This is a genomic window from Bifidobacterium avesanii (assembly GCF_009299475.1).
GTDB classification, from domain to species: domain Bacteria; phylum Actinomycetota; class Actinomycetes; order Actinomycetales; family Bifidobacteriaceae; genus Bifidobacterium; species Bifidobacterium avesanii.
The window spans coordinates 58111-71527 of sequence record NZ_WBSN01000013.1; the positions used below are offsets into that span (position 1 = coordinate 58111).

At 68.3% G+C, this 13417-nt stretch carries 10 protein-coding genes and 1 tRNA gene; 10 read left to right on the plus strand and 1 reads right to left on the minus strand.

The features are described 5' to 3' along the window. The first annotated feature begins 162 nt into the window (after positions 1-162). The 4 genes from dapE to rpmA all read left to right on the plus strand — a co-directional run bounded on the left by dapE (position 163) and on the right by rpmA (position 5299). A complete protein-coding gene (dapE, locus tag DSM100685_RS07555; RefSeq protein ID WP_152350746.1) occupies positions 163-1329 on the plus strand; it encodes a succinyl-diaminopimelate desuccinylase in 1167 nt (388 codons plus the stop codon). A 342-nt stretch (positions 1330-1671) separates the two neighbouring features. Next, positions 1672-4560 carry an Rne/Rng family ribonuclease gene (locus DSM100685_RS07560; protein WP_152350747.1) on the plus strand — a complete coding sequence of 963 codons (2889 nt, stop codon included), beginning with the start codon at positions 1672-1674 and terminating at the stop codon, positions 4558-4560. Positions 4561-4698: 138 nt separating this feature from the next. Continuing rightward, on the plus strand, positions 4699-5007 hold the full coding sequence (rplU, locus tag DSM100685_RS07565) for a 50S ribosomal protein L21 (RefSeq protein WP_152350748.1): 309 nt from the start codon (positions 4699-4701) through the stop codon (positions 5005-5007). 40 nt (positions 5008-5047) lie between these two features. Further along, entirely contained in the window at positions 5048-5299 is a 252-nt protein-coding gene (rpmA, locus tag DSM100685_RS07570) for a 50S ribosomal protein L27 (protein ID WP_152350749.1), read from the plus strand. Between the two features lie 749 nt (positions 5300-6048). On the opposite strand, the gene DSM100685_RS07575 is transcribed toward rpmA, so the two are convergent. Beyond that, the gene (locus DSM100685_RS07575) at positions 6049-6987 is read right to left on the minus strand and encodes a CTP synthase (RefSeq protein WP_239512714.1); all 939 of its coding nucleotides are present in this window, start codon (positions 6985-6987) and stop codon (positions 6049-6051) included. A gap of 376 nt (positions 6988-7363) precedes the next feature. Here DSM100685_RS07575 and obgE point away from each other — a divergent pair, with 376 nt between their 5' ends. From obgE to nusG, 6 genes are all read left to right on the plus strand, one after another. Then, on the plus strand, positions 7364-9064 hold the full coding sequence (gene obgE / locus DSM100685_RS07580; RefSeq protein ID WP_152350750.1) for a GTPase ObgE: 1701 nt from the start codon (positions 7364-7366) through the stop codon (positions 9062-9064). Positions 9065-9074: 10 nt separating this feature from the next. Continuing rightward, complete coding sequence (proB, locus tag DSM100685_RS07585) at positions 9075-10202, plus strand: glutamate 5-kinase (RefSeq protein WP_420837381.1); 1128 nt, start codon at positions 9075-9077, stop codon at positions 10200-10202. Positions 10203-10309: 107 nt separating this feature from the next. After that, positions 10310-11521, plus strand: a complete 1212-nt coding sequence (locus DSM100685_RS07590) for a pyridoxal phosphate-dependent aminotransferase (protein ID WP_152350756.1) — start codon at positions 10310-10312, stop codon at positions 11519-11521. A gap of 232 nt (positions 11522-11753) precedes the next feature. Next, positions 11754-11829: transfer RNA gene (locus DSM100685_RS07595), tRNA-Trp, on the plus strand. A 38-nt stretch (positions 11830-11867) separates the two neighbouring features. Continuing rightward, positions 11868-12095 carry a preprotein translocase subunit SecE gene (gene secE, locus DSM100685_RS07600; protein ID WP_152350752.1) on the plus strand — a complete coding sequence of 76 codons (228 nt, stop codon included), beginning with the start codon at positions 11868-11870 and terminating at the stop codon, positions 12093-12095. A gap of 27 nt (positions 12096-12122) precedes the next feature. Continuing rightward, entirely contained in the window at positions 12123-13019 is an 897-nt protein-coding gene (nusG, locus tag DSM100685_RS07605; protein ID WP_152350753.1) for a transcription termination/antitermination protein NusG, read from the plus strand. Positions 13020-13417: the final 398 nt, after the last annotated feature.

The following is a 13417-nucleotide window of genomic DNA, read 5'->3' on the forward strand; positions in this document are numbered from 1 at the left end:
CTCGCCCGTGCAAAAGTTGCAGATCCGTGCGTATTGGACGCCCGATCGGCACTCCATGCGCGCGGATCTGCAACTTCTGCCGGCGTGACCGGCCTAACGGTTCGTCTCACAAGGTAAGCGGCCCGCGTTACATGCGAACCCGCGCGCGGTTACGATGGTCGCATGATGAACGTTGAGCCGACCGCCCTGCTGGAGAAGATCATGGGCGTGTATTCCGTAAGCGACGACGAGACGCCGCTCGCCGACCTGATCGAATCCTTCCTTGAGGATCAGTGCCCGCACCTGACCGTCCGCCGCCACGGCGACACGCTGGTCGCCTCCACCGAGCTCGGCCGCGACCGCCGCGTGATCCTCGCCGGCCACATCGACACCGTGCCGGTCATTGACAACTTCCCGCCGCGCTGGCTCGAGCCCGGCGACCCGCTGATCCGCCCCGAAATCGCGGAGGCCCACCCCGGCGAGCGCGTGATGTGGGGGCGCGGCGCCACGGACATGAAGGCGTCCGACGCGGTCCTGCTGCACCTCGCCGCCACGCTCACCGAGCCGAAGGCCGACCTGACGTACGTGTTCTACGACCATGAGGAGGTGGCCGCGGAGAAGAACGGCCTGCGCAAGGTCGTCGAGGCGCACCCCGACTGGATCCAAGGCGACTTCGCGATCATCGGCGAGCCCACCAACTGCGGCATCGAGGGCGGCTGCAACGGCACGATCCGCTTCGACGTGGTCGCGCACGGCGTCGCCGCGCATTCGGCCCGCGCGTGGATGGGCGTCAACGCCATCCACAAGGCCGCCGAGATCCTCAACCGCCTCAACGCCTACGAGCCGGCCGACGTGCCCGTGGACGGGCTCACGTACCGCGAGGGCCTCAACGCCACGCTCATCTCCGGCGGCAAGGGCACCAACGTCATCCCCGACGAATGCCGCGTGCACGTGAACTACCGCTTCGCACCGGACAAGACGGTCGCCCAGGCCAAGGCGCTCATGATGGGCGCGGACGCCGGCGCCGAACTCGGCAACGGCGAGCGCGAGGCCACCGGCGGCGTGTTCGAGGGCTTCGGCATCGAGATGAAGGACGAGTCGCCGTCCGCCCGCCCCGGCATGGACGCGCCGTTCGCCGTCGAGCTCGCCCGGCTCGTCAGGGAGCGCACCGGCCGCGACCCGATGGCCAAGCTCGGCTGGACCGACGTGGCCCGCTTCTCCGCGCTCGGCATCCCGGCCGTGAACCTCGGCGCCGGCGACCCGCTGCTCGCGCACAAGCACGACGAGCAGGTGCCCGAGTCCGACCTCGCGCTGCTCGCGGGCATCCTCACCGACGCGCTGTCGGCCTGACGTGCGCCGGGCCGACAGCGCGTCGGGCCCGCTCCGGCCGCGGATGGACGGCGGGTTACGGCAAGGTGTCGCGCCGTGGTCATGTCGCGGCCGAAAGTGTGTCATACTAAAAAGCGGCGGACCTGCATGCCGCCAATCCGCGAAGGCGTCGATCCCCTTGCGCACGGAGGCAGTTTCCATGACTGCATGCGCAAGCGCCGGTGTCCGCCCTCGTGCAAGCAAGCTTTTTGAGTGAATTCTCGATCGGCGCGCCAAGGTGCGCGGCCACGGTGAGAGCGTGGCGTGAGAGCCGGACGGGACCTGAACATAAGCGGCTCGATGCAGCGCGCCGCGAGGAGCATCGTGCCCACAGACAACCAGAACGGTTTCGGCGCGCCCGAAACCGATGCAACCGCAACCAATAATTCGTCCTCCGCATCCCCGGCGTCCTCCGCGTCCGATTCGCCGGCCCCCCGCCGACGCCGCACGGGCCGTCGCGTGGTGCGCGCCGCCGGAGCCGCGGGCAGCGCCCTGCCCATGCACGTGCAGGAGCCGCAGTTCGAGGAGCCCGCCATTGAGGGCCGTTCCGCCCGCGCCCGCCGCCGCGCCGCCGCGCAGGATTCCCCGGACACCAACGCCGAGAACCGTCATGAGCGCGCGCTCGAGGCGGTCGGCGAGCTGTCCTTCATCCGCGGCGCCGCCGCTTCCGCGTCCGGTTCTTCCACTTCCGCCGGCGCTTCCGCGGCCGTGTCCGCCGGTCTCGCCGCGCTGGCCGGCAGCGCCCGCCGCTCGGGTCGCCCGATGACCTCCCTGCTCTTCCAGGAGCCGGTGCTGCCGACCCGTCATGCCGCCGCCTCCGCTTCCGTCTCCGCGGACGACGCGCGCGACGAGGACGACGACGAGTCCCGCGAAGCCGTCCGCCGTCCGCGCCGCCGCCGTCTGCCCGCCGCCGAGGATCTGGGCATCGAGCTGCCTGAGCCGCGCGATGTCCGCCGTTCCCGCGCCGCGCGCGATGACGGCGACGAGCGCGACGACGAGTCCCGTGATTCCCGTGATTCCCGTGATTCCCATGAGGAAGGCGCCACGCGCACCCGTCGCCGCACCCGTTCGCGTTCCGCCGTCCGCGATGAGTCCCGCGATGAGTCCCGCGACGAGGCCGCCGAGGAGCAGCCGCGCGTCCGCGAGCGCCGCGCCGCCCGCGACGAGGAGTACGATCCGGACAACGACACCCGCCGTTCGCGCCGCTCCCGCCGCCTGAACGCGCAGGAGCGCCGCGCCGCCGCCGAGGTGGAGCAGATCGAGCAGGACCTCGAATACGACGACATCACCTACGCGCCGATCGACGTGGACGAATCCGTCTCCGCCGAGGAATCCGGCGCGTCCTCCGAGGCCGCCGAGGACCGCAAGGCCGGCGAGGGATCGTCCGACGAGTCCGGCGAGACGACCACGCGCCGCCGTCGCCGTCGCCGCTCCGGCCACGACGCGGACGCCGCCGATGCCGGCTCCGACCGCTCCGACCGCGATCGCGACCGTGCGTCCTCCGAGGACGACGAGGACGAGGACTCCGGCGTGACCCGTCGCCGTCGCCGTCGCCGCGGCTCCCGCGCCGCCGAGGACGAGGACGACGCCCCGCTCGTGCGCCGCTCCCGCAAGCAGCAGTACATCGACGAGATCACCGACATCGAGGGCTCCACGCGCCTCGAGGCCAAGAAGCAGCGCCGCCGCGACAACCGCCGCGAGCGCTCCCGCCAGTCGCAGCTCATGGAGCAGGACTTCCTCGCCCGCCGCGAGCACGTGAACCGCCTCATGGTGGTGCGCGAGCGCGAGCACCACACGCAGATCTCCGTGATCGAGGACAACGTGCTGGTGGAGCACTACGTCTCCGACATCCAGGAGGTCGCCACCGTCGGCAACATCTACCTCGGCCGCGTGCAGAACGTGCTGCCCAGCATGGAGGCCGCGTTCGTGGACATCGGCCAGACCCGCAACGGCGTGCTCTACGCCGGCGAGGTCAACTGGGACGCCGCCCGCCTCGACGGCCAGCCGCGCCGCATCGAGCTCGCGTTCAAGTCCGGCGACCCGGTGCTCGTGCAGGTCACCAAGGACCCGATCGGCCACAAGGGCGCGCGCCTGACCTCGCAGATCACGCTCGCCGGCCGCTTCCTGGTGCTCGTGCCGTCCGGCGGCATGACCGGCGTGTCCCGCAAGCTCTCCGAGCGCGAGCGCAGCCGCCTCAAGTCCATCGTCTCCAAGATCGCGCCGAAGGACATGGGCGTGATCATCCGCACCGCCGCCGAGGGCGCCTCCGAGGAGGCCATCACCAAGGACCTCGAGAACCTCGTCAAGCAGTGGGAACGCATCAACGCCAAGCGCGAGGAGTTCTGGCACGGCAAGCGCCCGAAGCTGCTGCAGGGCGAGCCGGACGTGGCCATCCGCGTGGTGCGCGACATCTTCAACGACGACTTCAACAAGCTCATCGTGGAGGGCGACCACGTCTACGCGCGCATCGAGGAATACCTCGACACCATGGCCCCGGACCTTCGCGACAAGCTCGAGAAGTGGGACCCGGCCGAGCACGAGGGCAAGGACGTGTTCGACAAGTGGCAGATCGACGGCCAGCTCAGGAAGGGCATGGAGCGTCAGGTCTACCTGCCCTCCGGCGGCTCGCTGGTGATCGACCGCACCGAGGCCATGACCACGATCGACGTGAACACCGGCCGCTTCATCGGCAAGGGCAAGTCGCTCGAGGAGACCGTGACCCGCTGCAACCTCGAGGCGAGCGAGGAGATCGCCCGCCAGCTGCGCCTGCGCGACATCGGCGGCATGGTCATGATCGACTACGTGGACATGGTCATGCCCGCGAACCGCGACCTGGTGCTGCGCCGTCTGGTGGAGTGCCTGGCGCGCGACCGCACCAAGCACCAGGTGGCCGAGGTCACCTCGCTCGGTCTGGTGCAGATGACCCGCAAGCGCGTGGGCCAGGGCCTCGTGGAAGCGTTCTCCGAGGAGTGCCCGACCTGCAAGGGACGCGGCTTCATCCTGCACGACGAGCCCACCGTGTCCGCCTCGTACGACGATCCGTACGCCTTGAAGGGCGGCGATCCGTTCATCAAGACGAACAAGCACGGCCGCGGCACCACGGCCCCCAAGGAGCCCGCCGCCCCGCAGGGATCGTCCGCGGACGTCAAGGCCAAGCTCGCCCAGATCGCAGCCGCCGCGGTGGCCGCGAACCGGGCCGAGGACGAGGAGTGACGCGGTTCCAGTCACTTTGACACGCCCGGGCGTCCGGTTTGACTTGACGCCCGGCGTGGTGTAAATTTTTGCGTCGGTGTCTAACCGCGGGCTCGGCGCGTTAGGCAAGAAGCTTTCCAAGTTAATAAAGGATTGGTTATGTACGCGATTGTGAAGGCCGGTGGCCATCAGGAAAAGGTCGAGGTCGGCGACGTGATCTACGTCAACCGTCTCGAGGCGAAGAACGGCGAGACCGTGGAGTTCCCGGCCGCCCTCGTGGTCGACGGCGCCAAGGTCACCCTGGCCGCCGCTGATCTGGCCAAGATCTCCGTCAAGGGCGAAGTCGTCAACGACGAAGCCAAGGGCCCGAAGATCAACATCCAGAAGTTCAAGAACAAGACCGGCGTTGCCCGTCGCAAGGGTCACCGTCAGAAGCTGACCGGCGTCAAGATCACGGCTATCGCCTGATTTTTCCGGCAGTCGGTTTAGGAATCGAAAGGAACCAGACATGGCACACAAGAAGGGCGCGTCCAGCTCTCGCAACGGTCGCGATTCGAATCCCCAATACCTCGGCGTGAAGAAGTTCGGCGGCGAAGCCGTCGTGGCCGGCAACATCATCGTGCGTCAGCGTGGCACCAACTTCCACCCGGGCCACAACGTCGGCATGGGCAAGGATCACACCCTGTTCGCCCTGACCGACGGCGCCGTGAAGTTCGGCGTGCGCCGCGATCGCAAGGTCGTCGACGTCATCGCCGCCTGAGCGCATCGAGCTGCATAGCTTTCCCAAAGGCCGCATTCCGCATTCGCGCGGGGTGCGGCCTTTTGCGTATCCGGGGGCTGTCCGTCATCCCCCATATAGTCGCGCATTCCATGTGTCTGCTGTTCCATGTGTCTGCCGTTTCGCGCTCGTTTTTCTTCGCATGCCCGCTATGTCGGTGTCTGGCAGCCGCGTATTCGCCGTTCCGCGCGCCCGCATCTGTGCGCTCTGTACCTACCATCCCGGTTCCCCCGTCTTTTCGCATCCAGCATCCTCGGTATCCAGCACGCGATTTCCTCCATCTACCGGCATGTCGGTTTTCCGGTTCCCGCATTCCATGTGTCTGCCATTTCAGATGTCTGCCGTTCCGCGCGCCCGTCCTCCCGCATATCCGTTCCTTGCATGTCTGTATTGCGCCCCCTGCCTGCGTCGCGCCCCCTATCTGGCTCTTTCCCGCTTTGCGCTCTGCTGCACACCTCATCCTTCCAACTTGCGGGCTGAAAACGACGAAATCCGCTGTTCTAAGCGCCAAACCCCCGCTGTAGCGTCCGTTTGGCGCTTAGAATTCCAGATTTCATCGTTTTGAGCCCGCAACTTGTTCGCCAGTCGCCGCCAGTTGCCGCCAGCCACCCGCCAGCCACCCGCCAGCCACCCGCCAGTCGCCCGCCCAGCCACCCGCCAGTCGCCCGGCAAATCCCGGTAAGTCCGGCAATCCGCCCCGTGAGTCCCTCGGCACAGGTCATGCCCGCCCATCAGACGTGAGGCACTCCGGCCGCATCGAGCCGCTGCCTGAGCAACTGGGGCCTGTCCAAGTCGCCGTAGTACATGCGCACCATGCCCACGCCCTGCCGCTCCAGGCACCGCTGGCGTTCTCGCTCTTCGTCCACCACGGCGCGGATCGTGCGCCCGTCGGTCATCGTCCGGTCCGCGTACTTGCGCGTGCCGTCAAGTTCACCCGCCACTTGCCCGCCGTCGTCGCGCGTCCACAGAAAATCCGGACGGTGCGTGCGCCGCGGATCGTCCAGACACGGGAACGGCTTCTGCAAATCATGCGGCGGGTATCCGAGACCGATCAGCACCGCCCGCGCCTCCGACTCACCGCCGTTTTCGCTGCGTCCGTCCGCCAGTGAGAACGCGCGCTCGACCGCAGCTCGCCGTCGCGTGTATTTCACCGAGCCCGGAAACCCGAGCATCTGCTCGCGTTGAACCAGACCGGTGCGCAGCGCGGCATCGAGCGGGGCAAGGGCATAGCGCAGCGGATGGTGCGCGGCGCAGTCGAACAGCGTGCGCAGGGGACTGGTGACCGTTACGCCGTCCGGCGTCGTGACGGTTTCCGGATAGGCGATGGGGCAGCGGGCGAGCCGGTCGGTGTTGCGGTAATGCGCACCGGGCTTGGCGACGATGCGGACGGGCATGGCCAGCCGGTACGAGCAGTCCAGACCGAGCATGATCGCCGCGGTGGATCCGCAGAATATCCAACCGGGGTGCCGCATCGAGAGGGCGCGCACGATGTGACGCGTGCGGTCGAGCGGATCCAGCGAGTTCCAGTACGCGGCCCGCGCATACAGACCGCGGTACGGGCGCACGATCTCGCCAACGTGCAGACGACGGTCGAGCGCCTTGGCCGCCGCTTCGTCGTTGGGCATGGCGCACCGTTGCGCGCGTTCGGCGTCGGCGAACAGCAGGTTCAATGCATGATGGCGTTTCATGGCGTCAGCGTAGGAAGCCCGGGCGGATATTCAAGGGGAACGGGGATTTCCCGTTCGGCGCTTCGGCGGATCTCCGTGCGACACGCCCGTCCCCTATGCGCCCTGTGCGGTGACGCTCGCCGCAACGCGGATTTGCGGGCTCAAAACGACGAAATCTGGAATTCCAAGCGCCAAACGGACGCCGCAGCGGGGGTTTGGCGCTTAGAACAGCAGATTTCGTCGTTTTCGGCACGCAAATTGTGCGTGGGAGAGGGGAGGATGCCGGCGCAGCGGGGTGCACCGGTGCGCACTGGGTCGCATCGGGACGTGCCGGGGCGCGGCGGCCCGCAATCGGGCGCAATCGGTACAGTAGAGGGTTATGAGTGATTTTGTGGATAGAGTGACCGTGCACCTCAAGGGCGGCGACGGCGGCAACGGGTCGGCCGGCGTGCGCCGCGAGAAGTACAAGCCGCTGGCCGGACCGAACGGCGGCAATGGCGGCGACGGCGGCTCCGTGATCTTCGTGGCCGACCGCAACACGACGAGCCTGCTGGACTACCGCTTCATGCCGCACCGCGTGGCGGACGGCGGCACGATGGGTCTGGGCGACAACAAGGACGGCTCCAAGGGCGCCGACCTGATCCTGCCCGTGCCGTGCGGCACCGTCGTGTTCGACAAGAAGGACAAGAGGCGCCTCGAGCCCCTCGCGGACCTGCGCCACCCCGGCGACCGCTTTGTGGCGGCGGCCGGCGGCGCGGGAGGCCTCGGCAACGTGTCGCTGGCGAACAAGACCCGCCGCGCGCCCGGCTTCGCGCTGCTCGGCGAGCCCGGCGAGGAGCGCGACGTGGTGCTCGAGCTCAAGTCCATCGCCGACGTGGCGCTCGTGGGTTTCCCCTCGGCCGGCAAGTCGAGCCTCATCGCCGCGATGAGCGCCGCCAAGCCGAAGATCGCCGACTACCCGTTCACCACGCTCGTGCCGAACCTCGGCGTGGTGCAGGCCGGATCCATGCGCTACACCATCGCCGACGTGCCCGGCCTCATCCCCGGAGCCTCGCAGGGCAAGGGCCTGGGACTGGAGTTCCTGCGCCACATCGAGCGCACGGAGATCATCGCGCACGTGATCGACTGCGCCACGCTCGAGCCGAACCGGGACCCGATGGCCGACTACGAGGCCCTCGAGCACGAGCTCGCCCAGTACGCGGACAGCCTCGACCTGCCGCTCGGCGCCATCCCGATCGCCGAACGCCCGCGCGTGATCATCCTCAACAAGGTCGACGTGCCCGAGGCCAAGGAGCTCGCCGAATTCGTGCGCCCCGACTTCGAGAAGCTGGGCCTCAAGGTGTTCGTGGTGTCCACCGCGTCGCACGAGGGCCTGAAGGAGCTGGGCTTCGCGCTCGCCAACCTCGTCAACGAGATGCGCCGCAAGGTGCAGGAGCGCGAGGACGCCGCCGAGGCGGAGCGCGTGGTCATCAAGCCGCTGGAGGACCGCCAGTCGGCACGCCGCGCGCCCGCCGGCAAGAAGGGCGTGCTCGAGTTCTCGATCGAGCGCGAGGAGAACCCGGACGGTACGCCGCTGTTCGTCATCACCGGCACCAAGCCCGAACGCTGGGTGCTCCAGACCAACTTCGACAACGACGAGGCCGTGGGCTACCTCGCCGACCGTCTGGCCAAGCTGGGCGTGGAGGACGAGCTGCGCCGCAAGGGCGCGCGACCGGGCGACGAGGTGCAGATCGGCCGCGGCAACCGCGCGGTGGAGTTCGACTGGGATCCGTCCATCGCGGCCGGCGCGGAGATGCTCGACGGCTCGCAGCTGGGCGCGCGAGGCAAGGACCTTCGCCTCGAAAGCGAGAACGGCTACGCCCGCCGCCGCACCAACTCCGAGCGCCGCGAGCAGTACAAGGCCATGATGGACGCCAAGAGCGCCGTGCGCGCCGCCATGGAGGCCGAGCGTCTGGCCGGCCACTGGGCCGATCCGTCCATCGACGACGACCGCCACGACACGACCAGCCTGTTCGGCCGCGGCGAGGATCCGGACGACGCCGGCAAGGCCGACGACGACGCCGAAGGCCGGGGCGAGTAGCGTCATGGCCATGGACACCGAAGCCGAGGTGCGCCGTGCGATCGCCGGTGCGCAAACCGTCGTCGTCAAGGTCGGCTCGAGCTCGCTGACCCGCTCGTCCGGCCATCTGGACGCGGCGCGGCTCAACGCGCTCGCCGCCGCCCTGGCGCAGACCGCGCTCATGGGCGCCCGCGTGGTGCTGGTCTCCTCCGGCGCCATCGCGGCCGGCTTCGGCCCGCTCGGCTTCGTCTCCCGGCCCAAGGACGTGGCCACCCAGCAGGCCACCGCCGCCGTGGGGCAGGGCCTGCTCATGGCCCAGTACGAGGCCGCGTTCGCCCGCTTCGGCATCCGCGTGGGCCAGATTCTCATCACCGCGGAGGACACGATCCGCCCGCAGCAGTACCGCAACGTGCAGCGCACGCTTGGCCGTCTGCTCGATCTGGGCGTGGTGCCGATCGTCAACGAGAACGACTCCCTCGCCAGCAACGAGATCCGCTTCGGCGACAACGACCGGCTTTCCGCGCTGGTGGCCAACTTGGTGCGCGCCGACGCGCTCGTGCTCCTGACGGACGTGGACGCGCTGTACACCGCGCCCCCCAGCCAGCCCGGCGCCCGCCGCATCGGCTTCGTGCCGGACGTGGTGGCCGCGCTCGGCGACGTGACCGTGACCGGCCCGACCTCCGGCGTGGGCACCGGCGGCATGGTCACCAAGCTCGAGGCGGCCCGCGTGGCGGCGGTTTCCGGCATCCCCGCGGTGCTCACGAGCGCGTCCAACGCCGGCCCGGCCCTCATGGGCGACCCGGTGGGCACGGCGTTCGCGCCGGTCAAGGCGCGCGGATCGTCCCGCCGCCTGTGGATCGGGTTCGCCGCCGAGCCGCGCGGCACGCTCGTGGCCGACTCCGGCGCCGCCGAGGCCGTGCGCGGGGGACGGGCCAGTCTGCTCGCCGCCGGCGTGCTCGAGGTGCGCGGCGACTTCTCCGCCGGCGACCCGGTGTGGATCGACGACGAGTCCGGCAACCACCTGGCCCGAGGGCTCGCGGGCTTCGACTCCGAGGAGATCCCGCAGATGCTCGGCCGCACCACCGTGCAGCTGAAGCGCTTTCTCGGCGACGAATACGCGCATCCCGTCGTCCACCGCGACAACCTCGTGCTGGTGTGAGGGCGGGGCGGCCGACCCCGGCAAACAGCTCCGCAGACGGCCCCGGCGATCGGCGAAACCGCCCCTTGCCCGGGTCGCGCGCTCGGATTACCCTAAAAGCCATGACTATGGCTCAATGGCAGACTTTCAGTGACCGCATCAACCACGTCGCCCCGAGCGCCACGCTGGCCGTCGATTCCAAGGCTAAGGCCATGAAGGCCGCCGGACTCGACGTGATCGGATTCGGCGCCGGCGAACCCGATTTCCCCACCCCCGCGACCATCGTCGACGCGGCCGCACAGGCGTGCCGTGAACCCCGCAACTACAAGTACACGCCCACGCCCGGCCTGCCCGAGCTGCGCGAGGCCATCGCCGCGAAGGTGCTGCGCGACTCCGGCTACGAGGCGACCGCCGACCAGGTCGTCGTGACCAACGGCGGCAAGCAGGCCGTCTACGAAACCTTCCAGATCCTGCTCAACGACGGCGACGAGGTCATCATCCCCACCCCGTACTGGACGAGCTACCCGGAGGCCGTGAAGCTGGCCGGCGGCGTGCCCGTCGAGGTGTTCGCCGGCGCCGGCCGCGACTTCGAGCCGGACATCGCGGCGATCGAGGCCGCCCGCACCGAGCGCACCAAGGCGATCATCGTCACGTCCCCGAACAACCCGACCGGCGCGGTGTGGAGCCGCGAGACCATCCGCGCGATCGGCGAATGGGCCGTGGAGCACCACGTGTGGGTCATTTCCGACGAGATCTACGAGCACCTCAACTACGACGGCGCCAAGACCGCCTACGTGGGCGTGGAGGTGCCGGAGTGCCGCGACCAGCTCATCGTGCTCAACGGCGTGGCCAAGACGTACGCCATGCCCGGCTGGCGCGTCGGCTGGATGGTCGCCCCCGCCGAGGTGGCCAAGGCCGCGTCCAAGCTGCAGGGCCACCTGAGCTCCAACGTGTCCAACGTGTCCCAGCGCGCGGCCCTCGCCGCCGTGGCCGGCCCGCTGGACGAGGTGTACATGATGCGCGAGGCGTTCGACGCCCGCCGCAAGGCCATCGTCGCCGCGCTGAACGAGATCGACGGCGTCTACTGCCCGACCCCGACCGGCGCGTTCTACGCGTTCCCGGACGTCACCGGCCTCCTCGGCAGGCCGTTGGGCGCCAAGGGCACTGTGGTCGGGTCCTCCGCCGAACTCGCCGCCGCGCTGCTGGACGAGGCCCACGTGGCCGCCGTGCCGGGCGAGGCGTTCGGCGCCCCCGGCTACCTGCGCTTCTCCTACGCGCTGGCCGACGACCAGCTCGCCGAGGGCATGCGCCGGTTCCAGGCGTGGGTGGCCGGCAAGTAGGCCCGTCCGTCGCCCGTTTGCGCGCGTCCATTCGTGTGCGTCCGCCCGCCGGCGCGCTTCGGCGTGTTCGTTGAAATCCCGTGGTTTTCCGCGGGATTTTTTCGTTTGCGGGCGCATGGCGGGACACGCGAGTGGACGAATGCGCCAAGACCTGCTAAATTGTCCTCTTGGCGGTTTTCGCCGTGCGCAAGCGTCCGGTCTTCCGGTTCCGATAGCATGGCGGAGTTCACCTAGGGAAGTGGCGCAATTGGTAGCGCAACGGTCTCCAAAACCGTAGGTTGTGGGTTCGAGTCCCGCCTTCCCTGCCAATCATTTCTTAAAACAGTCGAGCAAGCGAAGGACGGACATGGCAAAGGCATCCGAAGCTGAGAAGGCAGCCAAGCCGAACGTTTTTATGCGCATCGGTCTGTTCATCAAGCAGATTATCGACGAAATGCGTAAGGTCGTTACGCCCACCGGCAAGGAACTGCTCGGCTGGTCCTTCGCCGTGTTCATCTTCGTCCTGCTGCTGATGGCCTTTGTGACCGCCATGGATTTCGGTCTGGGCAAGCTCGTGATGCTGGTGTTCGGCTGATCGCCGGACTGACGTGAAGGTGAGTGCATGACTGACGAAGTGAATCTGGACAACATCCCGCAGGACGGCGAGGATACCGTTGCCCCCGAGACCGCCGAAACCCCCGAGGTCGCGGTCGATCTTTCCGCTCCGGTGGAGGATTCCGCCGACGATTCCTCCGAAACCCCGGTGAACGTCGAGGCGGCCGACGCCGCTCCGGCCGTCGCTCCCGAGCAGCCCGTCGCCACCGTCGAGTCCCCCGCCCCCGTCTTTGACGACGATGACGAGGACAAGGAGGAGAACCTGTCCGAGGAGGCGGAAGCCGAGGACGCCGGCCAGAAGGCCGTGGAGGAGTTCTCCAAGTCCCTGCGCTCCCTCGAGGGCAAGTGGTACGTGCTGCACACCTACTCCGGTTACGAGAAGCGCGTGAAGACCAACGTCGAGTCCCGCATCGTCTCCTTCGGCCTCGAGGACAAGATCTTCCAGATCGAAGTGCCGATGGAGGAGGTCGAGAAGCACACCGACAAGGGCAAGAAGGTCATCACCCGCGTGCGCGTTCCCGGCTACGTGCTCATCCGCATGTGGCCCGACGAGGACGCCCGCCGCATCGTGCGCGAGACCGAAGGCGTCACCGGCTTCGTGGGCCCGACCCGCGACCCCGCGCCGCTGTCCCGCAAGGAAGTCGTCGCCATGATGGCTCCGATGATCGCCTCCGAGGCGCTCAAGAAGGCCGGCGACAAGCCCGCCGCCGCCAAGAAGCGCACCGTCGAGGTGGCCTACGCGGTCGGCGATCAGGTTACCGTCACCGACGGCCCCTTCACCACGATGTCCGCCGTCGTCTCCGACGTGGAGCCGACCACCCAGAAGCTCACCGTGCTCGTGTCCATCTTCGGCCGCGACACGCCCGTCGAGCTCGGCTTCAACCAGGTCGAGAAGCTCCAGTAGCGTTTCTCGCTTGGTTTCGCTCGCAAGCGTTATGCATGTCCCCGCAGGATTCATTTCCCGCGGGGACATTTGCGTTGTTGCGGCCATGCGAGACATGCTGACGCGTGCTATGTTCCGTGTCCTGAACCGTTCCGCCCTGCATATCCCGCCCGCAAATTGAGCGAATCCATCGCTTCGCGGCGCCGAAGCGGCCGGTATGCACTGGAACTGCTCAATGTGCACATGCGTCGGTCCGTGGATTGAGCGAATCCAGTGCCGCAAGCACTGTGCCGGGGGTGCGGACGAAAAGTTGGACGCTTTGGCGTCCGGATTGGAGTCCGCAATGTACCGCAAGGACGTCAAGCGCATGGTCGTCGGCCTGTTCTACGACGACCGCATCAACGCGCCCGAGATCATCC

Bases quoted from the DNA above. Each gene is read 5' to 3' on its own strand.
- dapE (WP_152350746.1), top strand. From the start codon at position 163: ATGATGAACGTTGAGCCGACCGCCCTGCTGGAGAAGATCATGGGCGTG.
- rplU (WP_152350748.1), top strand. From the start codon at position 4,699: ATGTACGCGATTGTGAAGGCCGGTGGCCATCAGGAAAAGGTCGAGGTC.
- rpmA (WP_152350749.1), top strand. From the start codon at position 5,048: ATGGCACACAAGAAGGGCGCGTCCAGCTCTCGCAACGGTCGCGATTCG.
- obgE (WP_152350750.1), top strand. From the start codon at position 7,364: ATGAGTGATTTTGTGGATAGAGTGACCGTGCACCTCAAGGGCGGCGAC.
- proB (WP_420837381.1), top strand. From the start codon at position 9,075: ATGGACACCGAAGCCGAGGTGCGCCGTGCGATCGCCGGTGCGCAAACC.
- DSM100685_RS07590 (WP_152350756.1), top strand. From the start codon at position 10,310: ATGGCTCAATGGCAGACTTTCAGTGACCGCATCAACCACGTCGCCCCG.
- secE (WP_152350752.1), top strand. From the start codon at position 11,868: ATGGCAAAGGCATCCGAAGCTGAGAAGGCAGCCAAGCCGAACGTTTTT.
- nusG (WP_152350753.1), top strand. From the start codon at position 12,123: ATGACTGACGAAGTGAATCTGGACAACATCCCGCAGGACGGCGAGGAT.